General features: G+C 38.0%; 17 protein-coding genes. 8 read left to right on the forward strand and 9 right to left on the reverse strand.

Annotated features, from left to right (window positions below):
• Positions 1-840 precede the first annotated feature (840 nt).
• Genes N824_RS00235 through N824_RS00255 form a run of 5 tightly spaced genes read left to right on the forward strand, consistent with a single transcriptional unit; the run spans position 841 to position 4,030 of the window.
• Positions 841-1,164 carry an import component protein gene (locus N824_RS00235; protein ID WP_048903323.1) on the forward strand — a complete coding sequence of 108 codons (324 nt, stop codon included), beginning with the start codon at positions 841-843 and terminating at the stop codon, positions 1,162-1,164.
• 15 nt (positions 1,165-1,179) lie between these two features.
• Complete coding sequence (locus N824_RS00240; RefSeq protein WP_048903134.1) at positions 1,180-1,650, forward strand: hypothetical protein; 471 nt, start codon at positions 1,180-1,182, stop codon at positions 1,648-1,650.
• A 16-nt stretch (positions 1,651-1,666) separates the two neighbouring features.
• Positions 1,667-2,665 carry a hypothetical protein gene (locus N824_RS00245; protein ID WP_048903135.1) on the forward strand — a complete coding sequence of 333 codons (999 nt, stop codon included), beginning with the start codon at positions 1,667-1,669 and terminating at the stop codon, positions 2,663-2,665.
• Positions 2,662-3,519: a hypothetical protein gene (locus N824_RS00250; protein ID WP_048903136.1), complete on the forward strand. Its 858-nt coding sequence runs from the start codon at positions 2,662-2,664 to the stop codon at positions 3,517-3,519. The genes N824_RS00245 and N824_RS00250 overlap by 4 nt, the downstream gene beginning before the upstream one ends.
• Positions 3,520-3,523: 4 nt before the next feature.
• Positions 3,524-4,030: a hypothetical protein gene (locus tag N824_RS00255; protein WP_048903137.1), complete on the forward strand. Its 507-nt coding sequence runs from the start codon at positions 3,524-3,526 to the stop codon at positions 4,028-4,030.
• Here N824_RS00255 and N824_RS00260 read toward each other — a convergent pair.
• Both N824_RS00260 and N824_RS00265 read right to left on the reverse strand, forming a co-directional pair.
• On the reverse strand, positions 4,008-4,919 hold the full coding sequence (locus N824_RS00260) for a bestrophin family protein (RefSeq protein WP_048903138.1): 912 nt from the start codon (positions 4,917-4,919) through the stop codon (positions 4,008-4,010). The two genes, N824_RS00255 and N824_RS00260, sit on opposite strands and share 23 nt — an antisense overlap.
• 38 nt (positions 4,920-4,957) lie before the next feature.
• Complete coding sequence (locus tag N824_RS00265) at positions 4,958-6,724, reverse strand: ABC transporter ATP-binding protein (RefSeq protein WP_048903139.1); 1,767 nt, start codon at positions 6,722-6,724, stop codon at positions 4,958-4,960.
• A gap of 48 nt (positions 6,725-6,772) precedes the next feature.
• Here N824_RS00265 and N824_RS00270 point away from each other — a divergent pair, with 48 nt between their 5' ends.
• Positions 6,773-7,261 (forward strand): DinB family protein, encoded by a 489-nt coding sequence (locus N824_RS00270; RefSeq protein WP_048903140.1) that lies wholly within the window; start codon positions 6,773-6,775, stop codon positions 7,259-7,261.
• Positions 7,262-7,324: 63 nt separating this feature from the next.
• On the opposite strand, the gene N824_RS00275 is transcribed toward N824_RS00270, so the two are convergent.
• On the reverse strand, positions 7,325-7,936 hold the full coding sequence (locus N824_RS00275; RefSeq protein WP_048903141.1) for a DUF1801 domain-containing protein: 612 nt from the start codon (positions 7,934-7,936) through the stop codon (positions 7,325-7,327).
• Positions 7,937-8,403: 467 nt separating this feature from the next.
• Here N824_RS00275 and N824_RS00280 point away from each other — a divergent pair, with 467 nt between their 5' ends.
• Positions 8,404-9,501, forward strand: a complete 1,098-nt coding sequence (locus N824_RS00280; RefSeq protein WP_048903142.1) for a PAS domain S-box protein — start codon at positions 8,404-8,406, stop codon at positions 9,499-9,501.
• A 2-nt stretch (positions 9,502-9,503) separates the two neighbouring features.
• Here N824_RS00280 and N824_RS00285 read toward each other — a convergent pair whose 3' ends face one another.
• The 3 genes from N824_RS00285 to N824_RS00295 all read right to left on the reverse strand — a co-directional run bounded on the left by N824_RS00285 (position 9,504) and on the right by N824_RS00295 (position 11,750).
• Positions 9,504-9,833 (reverse strand): AraC family transcriptional regulator, encoded by a 330-nt coding sequence (locus N824_RS00285; RefSeq protein ID WP_084498131.1) that lies wholly within the window; start codon positions 9,831-9,833, stop codon positions 9,504-9,506.
• A 541-nt stretch (positions 9,834-10,374) separates the two neighbouring features.
• Entirely contained in the window at positions 10,375-11,403 is a 1,029-nt protein-coding gene (locus tag N824_RS00290) for an SDR family NAD(P)-dependent oxidoreductase (RefSeq protein ID WP_048903143.1), read from the reverse strand.
• 167 nt (positions 11,404-11,570) lie between these two features.
• Positions 11,571-11,750: a hypothetical protein gene (locus N824_RS00295; protein ID WP_048903144.1), complete on the reverse strand. Its 180-nt coding sequence runs from the start codon at positions 11,748-11,750 to the stop codon at positions 11,571-11,573.
• A 424-nt stretch (positions 11,751-12,174) separates the two neighbouring features.
• Here N824_RS00295 and N824_RS00300 point away from each other — a divergent pair, with 424 nt between their 5' ends.
• Positions 12,175-12,765, forward strand: a complete 591-nt coding sequence (locus N824_RS00300; protein ID WP_048903145.1) for a DUF4142 domain-containing protein — start codon at positions 12,175-12,177, stop codon at positions 12,763-12,765.
• A gap of 84 nt (positions 12,766-12,849) precedes the next feature.
• On the opposite strand, the gene N824_RS00305 is transcribed toward N824_RS00300, so the two are convergent.
• The 3 genes from N824_RS00305 to N824_RS00315 form a co-directional block, all read right to left on the reverse strand.
• The gene (locus N824_RS00305; protein ID WP_048903146.1) at positions 12,850-13,224 is read right to left on the reverse strand and encodes a hypothetical protein; all 375 of its coding nucleotides are present in this window, start codon (positions 13,222-13,224) and stop codon (positions 12,850-12,852) included.
• A gap of 188 nt (positions 13,225-13,412) precedes the next feature.
• Positions 13,413-15,992, reverse strand: coding sequence for a TonB-dependent receptor (locus tag N824_RS00310; protein WP_048903325.1), 2,580 nt, complete (start codon positions 15,990-15,992; stop codon positions 13,413-13,415).
• Positions 15,993-16,355: 363 nt separating this feature from the next.
• Positions 16,356-18,536: a TonB-dependent receptor domain-containing protein gene (locus N824_RS00315; RefSeq protein ID WP_048903147.1), complete on the reverse strand. Its 2,181-nt coding sequence runs from the start codon at positions 18,534-18,536 to the stop codon at positions 16,356-16,358.
• Between the last annotated feature and the right edge of the window lie 191 nt (positions 18,537-18,727).

Below are 18,727 nucleotides of genomic sequence, written 5' to 3' on the forward strand. Positions count from 1 at the left end.
TTGGATGCTGCTGGTATAATTCCTCAACCCTTTTTAAAAAATAGAGGATACTATCCTGTTGTGCGGTACTTTTTGAAGCATTGTAATTGTAATCTGCAGATATGGATAAAGCAGTATAACAGTTCCCAAGGAGGTTATAATCTTTAGTGAGCAGGGCATTTTCTGTAGCCAGCCTGGCATAACGATTTATATTGGGCACATTGTCCCAACGGGTATTTAAAGCATATAACAGGTAATATATTTTGGCCTTAATATAGTGGTCGGTAGTTTTTCCCAATTCCTTAAGGGCCATCTGTCCATATTTCATAGACAATTCAGCATTGTCAATAGTCTTGTATAAAAAGGCCTGAGCATAATAACCATAGGCCTTTGCTATAGGGTTACGAACCTGTTGTGCGGTAAGCATGGCCGAATCACTTGCTTTTTTTAGCAATGAAAACTCCTGCATATTGGCGTAAATATTGGCAAGTACAACATAGGCTTTTGTTGCCTCAGTAAAATCCTTAAGCTTTAAGGCAGCACTTACGGCATGCCTCCCCTCAGCAATCCCCGCCTGATAATTTTCATTGATTCGATGAGATTCTGCCAAACGTGTAAATAGCGCAGGCTGGGCCTTGGTAGTATAGGAGAACGAACATGCAAATGCAAAAAACAATACTTGCCTTAAATAATTCATAAAGTAAAATTAATATAAATCAATTATGTATTTTTTTATGTAGACATATTGTAGACGTTCATCCCAGTTGAGTGTAGGCGTTTTGTAGTATAGCAGAATTTGGATAAAGCATGGTTAAGGCTGCAATTTTACATCTAACAATTTTACACCAAAATTCTATCAAGATGAACAATAAAACACTATCTATTGTATCCTACATCACCATTATTGGTTGGCTTGWAGCCTATCTAAAGGGAAAAGACAATGCAGATTCTATGCTTAAATATCATTTACGACAAGCATTAGGCCTGGCCCTTGTGAACATTATTTTTAGCCTCGCTTTAAACATAGTAGCCATGGTAATACCTGCATTATCTTTTATAGGTGTATTTGGCTTTGTTTTTTTGGTATTGTGGATTATTGGGATTATCAATGCGGCTAATGGTGCCCTAAAGCCTTTGCCTCTGATTGGTAAATTATTTGAAAACAAATTTGCCTTTGTTGGTTGATATTAAATCTAAAAAATGATGATGCAAACATTTAAATATTTCGAAAAAGAAGGCAGCACTTATCATCTAAAAGTGCAAAAAGGCTTTTTTTATGCCATGGCAGCTATAATTTTTGCCATAATGATACTTAACCTCATATACGCTACCACCAAAGGTGCTGCAGTATTCGCTGTGTTTCTGGCTGTTATTGGGATATTGGGCATATTGCGAAGCACTGCCGAAATAAGCTTTGATATGGTAGACCGTAAGATTTATCATAAAGCATTCTTCTTTAGCGCCCCTACCACCTACAGTTTCGATGATTTCGACCATTTTTTGGTCTCCAAACTTAAAAGTCTTTTTATCACTGTGGGCGTATCGGGCATTTTGGTTATGCAAAAAAACAGGAAAACAAAAAACATTTTTCTGCGCCAGTGTTTTTTCTCGGCAAAACCATTACAAAAATTAAATGATGAACTGTATATCATAATGGGTTTACCTGATTAATAAAACTGAAAGTATTATGGGCAAGGGCTTCTTTATATTTTGGAAACTGTTTGCATTATTTTATGCGATACCTTTTCCCATGATTCTATACTACAACATCAAAAGCGACAGTTATCCACCAGACTTAGCAGCAAGAAATCCCTGGGTAGCTATAGGCCTGGTAGTTTTATCCATTATTATCTGGATTATTGTTTTGGCGGGTTATTACCACAAGTGGGTATTGCAAACCCTCTTTATAAAACGAAAAATAGAGCAGCTTAAAAATAATGGCGTAAAGCGAGAGGCCAAAATCCTTACAAGTGTCGACAAATCAAATCCAAAGGTCAGCTACAGCACTTATGAGCTCAACCTATCTTTTAAAAATCTGGTTGGCGCTCAAATAGAAGAAAAACTAACGGTAAATGACCTCAGATCTTATGAACGCAGGTTTCAGGAAGGGAAAAGCGTTGAATTAGTGATAGATCAAAACCCTAGTGATTATCCGTACATCGTTCTCTCTAGTTTCGAGGTAAGCATTAAAATGAAGTTATTTATAATGCTTCATATTGCCTGGATTATTGTTGCAGCATTGATAACAGGTTATTATTGTTTTACTTATCAAACAGAAAGTGAGGGCATGGGCTGGCGGTTTATGGCTTTTTATCATCCACTGTTGGTTTGCGCCCTACTGCTTTTGTTTGGCAATATCAGTATCCTTGGACGATTGATGTCCAAATTTGCCAATCAAAATCCTAAAAAGGACTTTTTAATAAAATACAAAGGGCTGCCTGCAACAGCAAGATTACTCAAAGCCACCCAAACAGGAACGTACATAAATGAGCAGCCCATGGTTGAGTTTGTCCTTGAATTTACAGACCATCAAAATCAACGTCATGGCGTTAGCATAAAAAAAATAGTAGACCTGTTAGATCTGGATAGCACCAGGCAAAAGGAAGTGGCTATTTTTTATCTTAAAGAAGATCCAAAACAGGTTGCCTTTGCTAGTGATATAAATGAATTAAGTATAGCGATATGAAAACCTTAAATGTCATTCTGCGTTTATTAGTTCTCGGTATGTTGCTGCAAACAGGCTGTAAACAAATTACTAAAAGTGTAAGCGATACTTTTAAACCCAGTGATACCGCCTTAAAACGCCAGGCACAGAAACACCCGACAGCCGGCACTACTACTAGCACTCAGCATATCCAAAAATCTGAAGTAATTGTAAATGGCGATACTTTGAATACTGAGGATGTGCATGAAAAAACCAAAACGTTATTTAAGGATCTGGAAAAACTGCAAAAAAACAAAACAGGAAACAACAGTAAGGAGATTCAGGAAAAAGTGAATGAGTTTTTGAAAAGCATTAACATGCCGCAAAAGGTCAATACTTACCCTATACCCCAACCTAAAACAAAAAGCAAGAAAGCTTTTTTTACTGAAGCAGAACTGGAAGAGGCAGAAAGGGAACTTGTAAACCTACCTCAGTATTCCGGCAAAGAAATACAGATCTATCAGTCTGTTCACTTTGATGGCAATGGACGAATCAGGTTAATGTTGCTACATCCCGAAAATCCAAAATATGTAGATGCTTATGAATACGAAAATGGTAAATGGTCGGCCCCAAAGCCTATACAAACAACTTCCAGCAATATAGAACGTCGGTTGGTGCCAATAAACCAAATCAACTTTTCCTCTGCCCTAACAGTATTGCAAACGTACAATCAAAAGGTATCACAGGTAGAAGGAGCTAAACCAACAACATATATATACCTGTCTGTATGGGATGGGCGCATACGCTGGTTCCCCGGAACAATAAATGGAACCCGAGAACGCTATTCGATTGATTTCGAACCTAATGGAACATTAAAAAACCTTAAACAAGATTAAACATATGTCAGATTATAACCTAAAAACAGAAGGTGGTCGATTAAGTTTTCAACCCAAACGAGATTATAAATGGAAAGTTATCCTTTTTACCGTTGTTGCTTTGATAATATTTATTGTAATACCCACACTTAATTTGAATTATGAAACCAAATGGGGAATATTTGCAATAGGCTTGTTATGTGGATTTACTGCATTGTACGATTTTTTATTTCACTTTAACTTGACCTACATATTTGATCAGACTACAAGAAATATCTACTGCAAAATCCCTGGCTTGTATACGCGCCAGATCATAACTTTTGATGAGGCTTTCATACTACGTGTAGAAGAAGATTGCTTGTTGCATTATGCGCTATCAAAAAAACAGAATAAATATGGCAATAGCTACACCATAAGCCAATCATTTGGTAGTAACAAGAAAAGCAGAAGAAGACAAGAAACATTTGAAACAGAAGTCCTGTCGGCTATAGAAAGTTTTATTCAGCATCTTAAAGTACATACTCATTATTAATCGGCTTTACAGGTTCAGGTATATTTGTTTCTCCAAGCATTTCCAGTAGATTGATCTCTATAGTACGTGTAATTTGATTTAATGGAACAGCTGCAGAATTGTTATCAAAAGGATTCATCAGGCTCATTCCATTGATCTGAGTAGATACATAAACAAAACCCACCAACCATCCTAAAAATATAGACCATACTCCTGCAAAAGGACTTATAACCAAGGTAAGCGACACCACAAAAAGCCATATAAATGCTTTGGTGAAATAAATATAAGCCGTAGGATATATGGTATTCTTAATGCGTTCACTCATACCCATCTCGTCAGAAAATTTGACCAGCAACTGGTTCATCTCAATAAAACGGAAGCCATTTATCATACCGTCTTTTTCCAATTCTTGTAATGCTCTGGATTGCTGCATCAGAATAGCATTGGCAACATTACTATGCAACTTTACTTCCTCCATATCATGCGGCTCAAGGTACTGCTTATAGGTCTCATCTACAGCATCTCTAAGCTTGGCTTTCAACGCATATAAAAATGCAATTTGCCTGTATACCAATTTCTTTTTTAGTGCCGCATATTGTTGATCGTCGACTTTACCCTGTGAAATATAGCAAATTATACTTCTTGCCCATGACCGGGAATCGTTTACCAAACCTCCCCATATTTTTCGGGCTTCCCACCATCTGTCATATGCCTGATTGTTATTAAAACCCACAAAAAAAGCAATTGCTGTACCTAAAACAGCAGGAATGATAGAGGGAATTTCAAAATGATGTCTGATTAAAACTGTCCTCACCAGGTAGGCTGCTGTGCAGGAGATAATCATAATAATGTCTACCTGCCATGTATTTCTAAGAATCCGGCTTAACCGTATATTTGGTTCAATCAGCATTTTTATCTTCTTTTAATTTTCTGTGATACTTTTAATTATTATACGTTTGCTGAGCTCGGATTTTCCCGTCGCTCACCAACTTGTTGCCGCCACATGGAATAATAAAGTCCTCTTTGCTCTAATAGTTCGTCATGAGTACCGGCTTCCGAAATAATTCCCTTTTCAAGTACATATATAACGTCTGCGTGCATGATGGTAGAAAGACGGTGCGCAATCAATATGGTCATTTGCTGTCTGCTATCTGATATTTCCCTAATCGTGGTCGTGATTTCTTCCTCAGTCAGCGAATCTAATGCTGAAGTGGCTTCATCAAAAATCAGTAATTGAGGTTGGCGCAACAAGGCCCTGGCAATCGATAGTCTTTGCTTTTCACCACCTGATAGCTTCATACCACTTTCTCCGAGGATCGTATTTAACCCATGAGAAGCTCTGGCAACCAACCCAGATGCAGAGGCTTTTTCCAATGCATCATTAATATCTGCATCCGTAGCTGTAGGATTAACAAATAGCAGGTTATCTTTAATAGAACCTGCATACAGCTGTGTATCCTGTGTTACAAAGCCTATTTGCCTTCTAAGCGGATTATATTGTACCTGGGTTGATGGTACATCATTAAAACAAATGCTCCCGGCAACAGGAACATACAATCCAACAAGTAACTTAACCAGGGTCGACTTACCTGACCCCGATGGGCCCACAAAGGCTATGGTCTCCCCCCTTTTAATCTTAAAAGAGATGCCGTCGATGGCATTATAGCCCGCTGTTTTATGGCGGAATACAACATTATCAAACTGCAGATTTTCGAGTTTACCAATCTCAATTGAATTTTCTGGCCGTTGCTCTACGGGTTTATTCATCAGCCTGTCGAAACTCTTTAAAGATGCATCTGCCTCTCTATAAAGCACAATCATATTGCCCAGATCCTGCAATGGCGTAAATATAGCTGTAGAAATAAATTGCATGGCAATAAGCTCTCCAGTGGTCAGTACTTTCCTAAAGATAAGCCACAAAAGGATGAAGAGAATAGATTGCTTTAATAGGTTTAACATATTCCCCTGCAAAAAAGACAAGAAACTTACCTTGCGGGCTTTTTGCATTTCCAGCTCAAATATTTTTAATGTTTGTTCATTAAGACGCCTGATCTCAGGAAATGTTAGCCCAAGACTTTTAACCAGTTCAATATTGCGCAAACTTTCGGTTATAACTCCTGCCTGACTATCTGTTTGCCTGTTTATGGATCTTTGAATTCCTTTTATCCGTTTAGATACTAACCCTGTAAGCGAGCCAAGCAACACAATTCCTACAAAGAAAACCGGAACCAAAAGCCAGTTCTTGTTGATGCTATACCATATTAAAAAGCCAACCCCTACAAGTGATGAAAACAAAACATTGATAAATGAGTTGATAAAACGCTCTGCATCAGTTTTCACCTTTTGCAGAACAGAGAGTGTAGTTCCGCTTCTACTCTCTTCAAATTCCTGAAATGAGAGACGTAAGGTTTGCTTTAGCCCATCATTGAATATATTCATGCCAAAGCGTGCCACAGCTTTACGCGTGATGTAATCCTGCGCAGCTTTGCATAGTTTAGCCACCACAGCAATGCCAAGTGCTATTAATAACCAATATAAAATGCCATTTATCAGTTCATTTTCGGGTAAGTGGTTCTTATTGGTAGCGTACTCATCTATGATCTTTCCAAATATCACTGGATCAACCAAGCTCAGTAGCTGAGCTACAGCAGCTAGTACTAAAGAAAGAAAAACAAGCGTACGATGCGGCTTAAGGTATTTCCAAAGTATCTTCATATATGCCCGAAAGTATCTAAATTACTAAAAAATCGTAATTTTATTTCCATGACATCAATTTTGGCTAAAGAATTACTAAAACAACAATATGTCCTGGTAAAAAGTTCCAGGGCGGTTGTACTTGATTTTTTAGAAACCCAACTAAAGGAGGAAGTATTTAGCCCATTGAACCAATTTAATGGCTTCTCTCCAGACAAAATGTTACTGCATATTGCAGGAGTATATTACCATTGGATCGGTAATTTCTCCCTAAAACTTAACATTGACACTTATCAAGATCAACCCAATTCTTCAATACAGGTTCTCAGAACCCTATTTGAAAAAGTGGACCAACTCATTTCAACTTATATTGAGGAATTTGGCGATGACCCAAACCAATTGATCATCGGAATAATTTCAGGCAAAAAGATTGAGGCTACTTCTCTGCAGATCTTTACCCATGTATTAACGCATGAGTTTCATCACAAAGGGCAAATTATGACGATGTGCCGCTTACTCGGACATATGCCTCCGGATACAGATATCATTAGATTTTAGATTAATTTACATATTATGGACTAAGGCAAAAAAGGTAGAACCAGACAATACATAGGACTTGGATTATTTATTATATTTCCAAAACCTGCCTTTGCCTTCAGCTATCCATTCTAAGGCTTGTTCTATTCTGGTTTGACGAGTTGCGTCTGTTTTTGCATCGATTATCCAAACTAAATAGTCTTTCCGAAATGAAGGAGATTTGCTTTCAAAAATTGCTTTAACCAATGGTGCTCCTTCTAGGATTTCACTAAAATAATCTGGTACTTGAATTACTTTGGGCTTCTCAGCTTTCGGTTTTACTATTTTTATTCCGTTTTCATTTAAAGCCATCGCCTCTGTTACATAAGCTATCAATGTTTCTTTGTCCGGCAAATCTGACAGGGATTTGATTTTATCCATATTTCCCATTGTTTGCTCAGGCTTGATGTTTTCTTTCAGTTTTGGGTTAGTTATTAATGCTGCTTTCCAAATGCTGAATGAGCAGTGATTTTTGTAGGCAGCAAAGATGCACATCATATCGCCATGGTAATCGAAATGTGGAATGCCCCATTTAATTATTTCCTCAACATCCGGGCATGTTTCATGGATTATTTGGCGTAAATATTCCATAATAGGCTTTGCAAAATCTGCTGATTTTGCATTATACTCATCGAATTTTGGATTGAACTGTGACATTTTTAAAGTAAGGTGTAAGTAGTTTGCTAAATAAAGATGATGAAATTACCCCTAAAGTCAAATTTTATATACTTCTAAATTATAATCTAACTTTTGTTTCAATCAGACTAAGCAAGGAGTGACTTCGTTCATAGATTGATAAGACCAACTTTAACACTGGTTCAACACTGGTTCGAGACTACCTCGGAAAAAGATACCTGTTTTCCGAAGAAAATCCGAATTAAACTTGATTCTGCTTTAATTCTGCCCAACATGAGATTTCAAGGAGCAGATACTTAACCCAAATAAATTATTTTTTGTCACCCACTTTAGCAGAATCTGATAATTATCAGACAAATAACCATATCCCCGTATACGGAGCAAAAAAAAGAAAATTTATTACTGAATAAAATGAACAAACAGCTAAACTTTAGTAGATTTAGTATAACTAACAGCTACTAACCTCAGAAAAAGCGACCCTTGGCCATATGATACCTAAAGCAAATAACGAGCGCCGACTTTCTGTAGACAGTTTTGATAGCGAACCTTTTTTTGAAGTTTCTCAGGATTTAATGTGTATCGCCGGATTTGATGGCTACTTTAAAAGAATCAATCCTGCGGTGTCTAAACTACTAGGATATACTGATGAAGAACTATTTTCAAGACCCATTAATGATTTTGTTTGCGAGGAAGACCAGAATATTACAGAAGAACTTAGAAACAACCTCAGGAAAAATATTCCACTCTTAAATTTCGAAAACCGCTATATCACCAAAAAAGGCGAAATTGTGTGGTTATCATGGACTTCAATTCCCGTTCCTGAGTCTAAACTGGTTTATGCGGTTGCTAAAAATGTAACACACAAAAAGAAACTTGAAGAGGAGCGGAATAAGCTTTTGATCAGCCTATCAAAGATTAATGAAGAGCTGCAACATTTAACTCATATGGCCTCGCATGATCTGAGGGCACCTGTAAATAATTTACTTGCGATATTTAGTCTTTTGGATACTTCGACAATTCAGGATAAGGAGACTGAAAGCCTGATTAATATATTGCAATCAACAACCGAGGAATTAAAGGTTACCTTAAATTATTATTTGGATGCCGCCAGTCAGAAAAAAAGCGTGCATGTGCCAACAGAGAATTTGAATCTTCATCAGTCTCTGAATGGGGTGTTTCATTCTATAAATTCATTGATACTAGGCTCCAGAGCCATTATTAGAATTGATTTTTCTGAATTTGATACAATCAATTTTAACAAAGTTTATATGGATAGTATATTTCTTAACCTAATCACTAATTCCATTAAGTATGCAAAACCAGATTCACACCCTGATATTTATATTGCCACCAGAAAAACAAATGGCGTTCGGCAATTGATTTTTTCGGATAAAGGTTTGGGCTTTGATATGGAAAAATGTAAAAACAAGATATTTGGGCTATACCAAACATTCCACAATCATACAGACAGCAAAGGTATTGGTCTTTATTTGGTATATAACCATATTAATAGTTTAGGAGGCCATATTGATGTAGAAAGCAAGGTAAACGAAGGAGTTAGATTTGTGTTAACGTTCAGGGATTAGCCCTATTCCCTAAATCCTTCGGTAGGTGCATAGCCGAAAAGCTTCTTAAATGCATAACCGAAATGGGAAAGATTTTCAAAACCCGTTTCCAGATAGACTTCTGAAGGCCTCCTGTTTTTCTCTCTGATTTGATAATGTGCCAGCTCCAGTCGTTTTTGAGTAAGCCATTTTTGTGGTGTGGTTTGAAAAGTTTTTTTGAAATCTCGCTTAAATGTTGTGAGGCTACGTCCGGTCAGGTAACCGAATTTTTCCATCGGCATATTGAACATATAATTTTTCTCCATGAAGTTCCCGATATCAATCTTTCCGGGTTCTGCAAAGTTGGCTAGCATATGATCAATACCGGGCTCTATAGCCCTTAGAATATGGATAGCCTCGTCTATTTTCAGCGAAGCGATGGCTTMMKSMARWWYKMCTKNGAGCTSRMASWWTRKSANNTYAGWGAGRANARACAGSWKKYYNATAWKNGATGYWGWWMGNAAGGTRNNCGAARNASTTRGRTKYGWRWTMAMNTYCWGSKNTKAGCMMKWNNTTCMTTTTTATGATAATAGTCTTTGAGCCGTTCTAGTTTAAGGTGCATAGCTACCGATTTGTGAGGCAAAYCWTRYKKRSKSTAATNGANAWCYNGTARCNCAAYAWMYSMCKRKGSAACMKCMARNTAKCTSMNTGNYAYCKAWNAAWTMSKNTCYSNTCTGCCTGTACGATCCTGGTCTCTCCCGAGATGATCCATACCAGCAAATGGTCTTCAAACAGCACATCGGCTTTGAAGAACTGGTCTTCAAAGCACGAACGCTTAATATCATCGTGTATATATTCTATCTGGTGTGCCATTGTTTACAATCTAAAATTAGGGAATTAATTGCAGAGCAATGTTCAATCTGCTGTAAATATCACTTTGGTCAGTTCTTCACTTAATTGCCAAAGCCGCTTTGCGTTTTCTGGGTCTACCGAATAGGGTTTTACCCCACAAAGTGTTAAAGGATCGTCGTACTGGTGATTAATGTTTCCGGAATCAAGCTGTGCAATGTCTCCATTTTCACAATACACGCCGCCTTTACCTTCTAGACTGCTGCTGGTTGCGCACCACAATGTAGTTGCAGCACCTTGTGGTATTGTTTTGAGTTTTTTAGCTACCTCTGGGTAAATCTCACCATTTTCATCGTGTGTTCCTATCTGCCGGAACAGCGCCGTTGGAGCTACCCTTCCCAGATCTGTGCCATTTACGGAACCGGGATGCAGTGAGAAGGCACGTACATCAAAGTGTTTGCCTCTATGATCCAGCTCTACTGTAAACAGGTTATTGGCCGTTTTGGATTGACCATAGCCTTGCAGTGTTTCATACTGGCGATGTTCAAAGTTGGGATCTTCAAAATCAAACGGAGCCATTTGATGTCCAAAGGAAGACACATTGATTACTCTGGCGCCATTTGCTTGTTTTAATGCAGGCCATAGCTTAGCGGTAAGTTGAAAGTGCCCTAAATGGTTGGTGGACAGCTGCGACTCGTAGCCACGCAAATCGCGCTGAAGCGGTACCCACATAATGCCCGCATTGTTAATTAAAAGATGCAGCGGGTTATTGGTTTCGAGAAAATTCTTAGCAAAGGCATCAATGGATTCGGGATTCATCAGATCCAGATGTTCAACAACAATGTTTTTTACTCCATCAAGATTTTTTTTGGCTTTAGCTACATCACGGGCGGGTACAATTACTTTAGCCCCTGCTGTAGTCAATGACTTAACTGTTTCTAAACCAATACCTGCATAGCCACCTGTTACAATGGCAATTTTCCCGGTGAGGTCAATCCCTTTAATTACATCATTACTTGTTGATGTGGAGTTAAACCCTGAACCAATGGGTTGTTGTAAAGTTCTATTGTACTTGTTTGTTTCTTTTTGTTCCATCTTATTTGTTATTTAATAAGAACAAAATTAGATGGATATGGGCGGGCACGTTTTGTTTAAAAGGCCTAAATCTTTTGTTTTAAAGACCAATTGATCTGGATAGCGCAGAACACTTTCCTGATCAATTGGATTGGAATGTAAATTGTATAATTTAAGGTTGCAACAATTTATTTCCCTTGATTTTTCTTTTCAGTAATCTCTGTTCTGATCTCCTGGGCAAGCCCTTTAATCTCTTGTAAAGCTTTACGCACCCTGGTGCCGGCAGCACTGTTTCCAGCGTTATAAAATTTTTCTACGTCTGTCTCTGCCGAGGCTACAACCTCTTTTAATTTTGCGAACTTGCTCATAATGTTTTTAAGTTAATTATTAATATTTATTAGTTTTCTGGTGTTGGATAGCTACCATTACCCTTCCAACAATGTAAACATAGAAGAATAAAAATAAAGTCACAAATAAATACTACTAAATTAGTATACTTTTTTTATATTTGTTTATCAACAGCATTAATCGTTAAGATTATTCATGTTTTTACTTAAGGTTGAACCGTATGCTCAGTACGGTAAAAAGCAGGTTGTTTACTCATTGCAACCTGCTTTTTAAAGTTCCATGCTGTGAAGCACGAACGTTAATACTCGTTTTAATTTATATTTGGTTTTTAAAGGCTATCTGGAAAGATAGCCTTTACTTCAATTAACTAGTAAACAGACACTTTCTTAAACTTTTCAGAAAATTGGTTGTTGTTAAATATACATCTACATTTATCCAACAGCTATGAAGAATCCGATTAAACTAGCAATATTAATAGCTTCATGTTATGCAATTTTTATTGTGCCCAGTTCAGCATCCGCACAGCAAAACGATTCCATTACTGCTGATCAATTTTTGCAACAAGCTACCATCAGTGGTACTAATGAAGTTTCCATGGGAAATCTGGGATTAAAAAGAGCGCAAGACTCCAAAATTAAAGATTACGCTCAAATCATTTTGAACGACCATATGGTTATTAATGCTGAGATAAAGGCTCTGGCAAAAAGAAAAAATATAAAACTACCAGATTCGATGAGCGTACCAATTAATAGCATGCAAACCAGGATCGACACCGCCCTGAGTAGTCCATCCGTAAAACAGGCAGACACGTCTAAAAATAAAGCTATAGCGGCAGACTCAGTTGAGGCGAATTTTGATTCCGGTTATATGCAAATGATGATTAAAGATCATCAGAAAGCCATTGATTTGTTTACGAAAGGAAGTCAAAACAAGGATCCTGACATACAAACATTCTGCTTAAAATATTTACCTGTTTTGAAAAGGCATCTGGATGACGCGGCGAGTATTTCTAAAGAAATGCCGCTTAAGAAATAATATATAACACATCGTCAAAAAAAAKCCCGCCACTAATGGCYAMKAWYGGCGGGCTTTCTAATAAGCTTAATTTATTGTTGTTTATTACCTGGTGCAATCAGCTGTCCAGGTAGCTCCATTATTAGAAACTAACACTTTTAAGGTACTGGCATTAATTGAAATACCAGTTACTCCACTTCCAACACTGACATAGTTATTGTCGCCAGATTTTTCAAACTTCACTCCTTTTATATCAGGAATATTATTGCCAAAGAAAAAATTGTAAGTCTCTCCGACTTTACTCACTGTAACCTTCCCCTCTGAACTGGTTATTGTGTTGTCATCTTTTTGGTAAGAAATAGATCCTCTATAAGTCCCCACAAAGAAGTCTTTATCTGCTGGATCTGTGTCTTTCTTACAGGCGATCATAACCGTCGTAGCAATTAAAAGTAGACTGAAAATTCTCATTGTCTTTTTCATAATATGTTGTTTTGATGTAACAGACGTATTACAAAGGCCATGCCAACAGTGGCTTTATAGCTTAAGAAACAGGTGAAGAACAATCAGAAAATGACAAAAATTTAAATAAAAAATAAGGGTTTTATGCAAAGAAAAAGGGCTATTCCAATGAGAATAGCCCTTTTTCTTTTGCGTTTTAAATCACACTCTTAAAATGCGTAGCGCACAGTAGCCCCATAAGTTCTGGGATCACCAAGTACACCTGCATATAGGCCAGAATTACCAGCTGCAGCCTGCAATTGTTCGAAGTAATTGGTATTTCCAATATTCCTTACCCATCCAAAAATGGAGATTTTATCTGATTTGAATCCAATTCTTCCGTTCACTAATGTATAGCCATCAACATTTAACACTTTTGAGGGTGTTGGGTTTGAAGAGTATTCTGAACGATAACTTAGATCACCAGCGATAAAGAACCGACCATCTCTGGTGCCTACTTTACCAGGAGCACTAAATTCAGCACCACCGGAAGCATTCCATTTAGAGATACCTGGCAACCTTCCGCCTGAAGCATCTTTAAACGCTACCTGAGTTGCAGTGCCATTAACAAGTTCTGTATGACCTGTTTCTTCTAAGGGAAGTGGCGCATTTGTGAACTTTTTATATTTACCATCAAGGTAAGCAACAGCAGCATTTATAGATAAGAAACGCTCTAACTGATAACTACCATCTATTTCGAGACCTTTTACATTCACTTTTTCAGCATTTGCAAGATATCCCCTGTTTACACCCAGTTGTGGAGATTGCACGTTTGTTTGGTAATCTTTAATATCTGTATTAAAAGCTGTTACGTTTACAATAGCCCCTTTAAGAGGTTTTGTTTTTAAACCAAACTCATAGTGCTGAACATATTCCGGTTTTACTACAGCAAGTGACAAGTCTGCTTCGCCAGTGCTTGTAGTTGGCAAGCCTCCTACGTTCACACCAACTGGTTTATAAGCGGTAGAGTAAGTTCCATAAACGTTCAACTTAGTTGTTGGGCGGTATGACAAGGTGATGTTACCAGACAGATTATTGTTATCTGTGTTGATATTGAATTTTTGATTGGCATAAACAGCAGCTTTAAGCGCAAGCAAAGCCGGATCGGTAGTTTGAAGACCTCCATAAGTTGTTCTGTCATAATCAACATCTTTCTTGTCGTAAGTAAACCTTAAACCAGGTAAAACGTGCAAGTGTTCTACAAATTCCCAGTCGGCCTGTGCAAAAATAGCAGCGCTTAAAGATTTAATGGTTGAATTGGTTTTGATACCAAAGCCATCTAACAAACCAGGTGTTGTATATCCAGCCTGAGCACCAGTTGCGGATGTTTGTACGAATCTCCATTGATCTTTACCCACCTCTTCAGTCTGCGACAGACCTTTCAAATTCTGTGCAAGTGCAAATACACCGATCACTCCACTTACTTTCTCTGTGATATTACCAGCATATCTAACCTCTTGCGAATATTGGTCATGACGAGAGTTTCCTTGAGATTTGGTCAAGGCAGACAATTCAGAGAAATCTCTGTCATTTGTAGGATCCCAGTTCCAGAACCTCCAGGCAGTAGTGGATGTAAGTGTTCCATTTCCTATTTTATAATCTACGTTTAAAGATATACCACCAATTGATTGGTCTTGTTTCCAAGGCGTATTGGTATTGATCTTCCTTGAAAAAGGATCTATTTTAGGTTGCTCATATCCTAAATCAGAAACAATTTTTGCATACTGACGGTAAGCACTTCTTTCTGTAGCAGTTACACCAGCAATTACCAATGGGTAACCTGCCGGATGCTGAATGCTTACATCACTGCTTAACAAAATTTGTAATTTATCTGAAGGGGTATAGTATAACTGACCTTTAAAACCAAGGTTATTTTGGCCACTGTATCTGCGTTCTTCGCTGGTATTAAAAATTGTACCATCTCTTTGAGTACCTGATATGGCCAACTTTGCTGCCAGATTTTTTGCTACTGCACCTGAAACCGATGTCTTAGCTTGAATAAAATTGTAGTTCCCCACATTCAATTCAACTTTTGCAGTTGGAACAAGTGTTGGTTTCGTAGTTGTAATGTTGAAAGCACCTGCAGTTGTATTTTTACCAAACAAGGTACCCTGAGGACCCCTAAGAATTTCTATCTGCTCAATATCAAGAAAATCTGTAGAAGTAGCTGCCGGACGAGCCTGATAAACTCCATCAACATAAAACCCTACTCCAGGATCAATACCGTCGTTGGTTAAACCAAATGTTGACCCCAATCCTCTGATGTTAAGTGTAGTGTTTCTTGCATTTGAAGCATACAGCTGTACGGAAGGAACCAGCTCTTTTAAGCGGTTAACATTAAAAGCTCCTGCGTTTTCGGCTGCCTGACCACCAATAACAGTAATTGCGATAGGCACATCCTGTAAAACCTCCGAACGTCTTCTTGAAGTTACAACGATTTCGTCTAGCTGTGCATTTTCAACCAAGGTTAACTCTAAAGGAGTATCCTGAAATTTCAGGATTTGAAAATCCTGGGCTTTATAGCCGACTGAACTAATTTGAAGATAGAATGGAGGCTCTTGCTTTGTACTGATGCTGAATTCTCCATTTTCATTAGCAGATGAAGTTATTTTTGTACCTCTGATGAGCACAGTTGCATTTGGTACCGGAACGCCATTGGCACCCTTTATAACACCCGTTATTGTGCTTTGGGCAAAAGTAATGCTTGCCGTGAGTATAAGTGAAAAGAGAATAAGTAAACTTTTTTTCATGATTTTAAGATTGATTGTTTGGTTATACGCTTTGATTTTGTTTTGTTTAAAATGGTATTGCTCAGGATAAAATTGCAAAGCAAAGCCCTGTGGATGTTTTTCGACATCCCTTATATTATATTAATGGAATTTGTGGGTGTTAGTTTACGCTGAGATTACAGCGCGCTGAATCAACAACAACAACATTCTAAAAGGAAATGCATTCCTTTTTTAGATGTTTTTCTTTTCATTTTTATAAAATGTAAATCTGTTTTCATTTGATTACAGCTTGTAAACAGTTATTTAATTATGCAAATATAATACTTTTTTTAAACCAAGCAATAAAATCTATAGAAATAGTAGTTTATTATTTAAGGGTCTACATTAAAGCCTTAGTTTAATCCCTCCATTAATTACAAAACCATCAACAGGAGCGTAAATATCCCTAAAAACGGGATCAGTAATTGTACCGGTATAAATGGTATCAAACTTTGTTTGGCGGGTATTGGTGAAATTCTCAAAATTCACAAAAATGGAAAAGCGATCCCATAATTTTTCGGCCATCAAACCGGCTGTCCAATAGCTTTTACCTGTAGTCCCATCATTTAATCTTTGTTTGCTGAAGTAATAAGCTTCGGCACCAATTTTCCATTCATCTTCTATCTCGTACATGAGTACATTGTTGAGCCTGTGTTTTGAAACCAGAGGATAAACCGTATTGACACTCCCGGTATGCTGATTCACATCGGCATAGGTGTAGCCAATAAATAATTTGAAATCACTATAGGTGATCTTGGCATTGGTCTCCATCCCTTTAGTATCCAGATTTCCTTTAGGCTGCACATATGCAAGATTACCTCCCGTCACTGCTGTAAGTAAAATCGGATTGTTGATACGGGTGTAAAAGAACATTTGGTTAATGCTGAATCCAACTTTATCTTCAAACAATGTGGTCTTATAGTTAACATCATAATTGGCCCCATAAGAACGTTCTGCCTTAGTAGCAGCCACATCAATTGGCAATACATTGCGGAACTGAATTCTTTCTGCATCTTCTGTAAACACCGTTGACGCTTTGTAACCTAGTCCCCCACCTAAGCGGGTTGAGAAATGTTCATTGATTTTCCATAGCCCTGAAATTCTGGGTAAAAAGAAAAATCCATATTCGTTATGATAATCACCACGAATGCCAGATTCAACACTAAAACGTTCTGACAAGTTCCAGGTATTTTGTACAAATGCACCAATGGTGTTGTAGTTGTAACCCCTTAGTGCGGTACTGCTATTCTGGTCTTCTTTGAAGTGATCAGTCAGAAAGTTTACACCCACTACCCAGTCTGCCTTTTCCCTGCTGCGGCTATAATTCGCTTCACTGTAAGTAGAGATCTGTATGCCCGAAAACAAGTAGTTCGGCAGGCCAATGCTCCGGTCATAATAGCTCACGGAGTTACGGACAACAAATTTTTCCTGATTATTAAGTTTATGATCCAATTCAAGCTGCGAACTGTAACGTCCGGTTTTGTTCTCTTCAAAATAAGAATGCGTAACACTGCCATTTCCTTTTACATATTCCAGGTCACCTCCTATCCTTTTCTCAGTAGTAGCATTGATCCCTGCAGAAAGTGTAGTTGCGTCATTAAAATAAAAGAACAGTTTCGGATTTAAAGTAAAGCGGTCGAACTTAGGAATAGCGGTTAAACCTACATCCGAAGGATCATAAGCAGTTCCTTTGTTATAGGCTGCATAAACAGTAACACCGATTTTTTCAAACTTTTGTGCATAAAAACCACTCGCATCCAATCCCAATGCAGATGTTCCGTTCAACAGAAAATTCAACTGGCGCTCTTCGGTTGGTTTTTTCGACACCAAATTAACCAACCCGGCAATGGCGCCACCACCATATAAGGTAGATGACGAGCCTTTAATCACCTCTACTTGCTGTAAGTCAAGTGGTGCAATTTGCAGTAAGCCGAGCCCAGCTGAAAAACCCGAATACAGCGGAAAGCCATCTCTAATGATCTGGGTGTATTTTCCATCCAATCCTTGTATACGGATGCTGGAACTACCACTGGTAGCAGAAGTCTGCTGAGTTTGGATCCCGGTACTTTCTGCAAGCATCATGCGAATATCCCCGGGTTTCATATTTCCTTTCTCATCAAGTTCTTCGCCAGCAATTACCTCTACCCGCGTTGGGATGTTGTCTATTGTACGGCTGCTCCGGGTAGCAGAAATCATTACTTCGTCAAGTTCCTCCTCTTCGGCTGCCACTTCAAGTAAAACCACTATGTCAACAGGTTGGACAAGCGGAAAAGTGAGGGTATCTGTCTTTGTTTTAAAACCTATGTAACTGAACTGGATGATCTGCGGGCCTGATGGGACATTGCTTAAAACCACCTGTCCATTAGTGTCAGATACTGAACCAATAGCTGATCCTAGCAATTTCACACTTGCTCCAACTAACGGTTTATTTGTTTTTGCGTTTTTAACAATCGCTTTATATGTATTTTGAGCATAGGCTGAAACTGTAAACAGCAATACAGCCAAAAGCACAATCAATTTTTTCATGATGTAATTTGTAAATAAGATAATCAATAATACTGGTCTGAAAGACCTCGGACAAGAAACTAGCTTAATTTAGGCGGTTGCCAGATCGGAGTAGATATGAGCGGAAGTTCAACAGGAAGATAAAACATATTGTGCTGCACTGCTTTAAACGGCACCACAAAAGCAAAGGCAGAAAAACCAGTAAATGTAAA

It is taken from the genome of Pedobacter sp. V48 (assembly GCF_000523515.1).
Taxonomy (GTDB): domain Bacteria; phylum Bacteroidota; class Bacteroidia; order Sphingobacteriales; family Sphingobacteriaceae; genus Pedobacter.

Bases quoted from the DNA above. Each gene is read 5' to 3' on its own strand.
- N824_RS00240 (WP_048903134.1), top strand. From the start codon at position 1,180: ATGATGATGCAAACATTTAAATATTTCGAAAAAGAAGGCAGCACTTAT.
- N824_RS00245 (WP_048903135.1), top strand. From the start codon at position 1,667: ATGGGCAAGGGCTTCTTTATATTTTGGAAACTGTTTGCATTATTTTAT.
- N824_RS00250 (WP_048903136.1), top strand. From the start codon at position 2,662: ATGAAAACCTTAAATGTCATTCTGCGTTTATTAGTTCTCGGTATGTTG.
- N824_RS00255 (WP_048903137.1), top strand. From the start codon at position 3,524: ATGTCAGATTATAACCTAAAAACAGAAGGTGGTCGATTAAGTTTTCAA.
- N824_RS00260 (WP_048903138.1), bottom strand. From the start codon at position 4,919: ATGCTGATTGAACCAAATATACGGTTAAGCCGGATTCTTAGAAATACA.
- N824_RS00265 (WP_048903139.1), bottom strand. From the start codon at position 6,724: ATGAAGATACTTTGGAAATACCTTAAGCCGCATCGTACGCTTGTTTTT.
- N824_RS00270 (WP_048903140.1), top strand. From the start codon at position 6,773: ATGACATCAATTTTGGCTAAAGAATTACTAAAACAACAATATGTCCTG.
- N824_RS00275 (WP_048903141.1), bottom strand. From the start codon at position 7,936: ATGTCACAGTTCAATCCAAAATTCGATGAGTATAATGCAAAATCAGCA.
- N824_RS00280 (WP_048903142.1), top strand. From the start codon at position 8,404: ATGATACCTAAAGCAAATAACGAGCGCCGACTTTCTGTAGACAGTTTT.
- N824_RS00285 (WP_084498131.1), bottom strand. From the start codon at position 9,833: ATGCTAGCCAACTTTGCAGAACCCGGAAAGATTGATATCGGGAACTTC.
- N824_RS00290 (WP_048903143.1), bottom strand. From the start codon at position 11,403: ATGGAACAAAAAGAAACAAACAAGTACAATAGAACTTTACAACAACCC.
- N824_RS00295 (WP_048903144.1), bottom strand. From the start codon at position 11,750: ATGAGCAAGTTCGCAAAATTAAAAGAGGTTGTAGCCTCGGCAGAGACA.
- N824_RS00300 (WP_048903145.1), top strand. From the start codon at position 12,175: ATGAAGAATCCGATTAAACTAGCAATATTAATAGCTTCATGTTATGCA.
- N824_RS00305 (WP_048903146.1), bottom strand. From the start codon at position 13,224: ATGAAAAAGACAATGAGAATTTTCAGTCTACTTTTAATTGCTACGACG.
- N824_RS00310 (WP_048903325.1), bottom strand. From the start codon at position 15,992: ATGAAAAAAAGTTTACTTATTCTCTTTTCACTTATACTCACGGCAAGC.
- N824_RS00315 (WP_048903147.1), bottom strand. From the start codon at position 18,536: ATGAAAAAATTGATTGTGCTTTTGGCTGTATTGCTGTTTACAGTTTCA.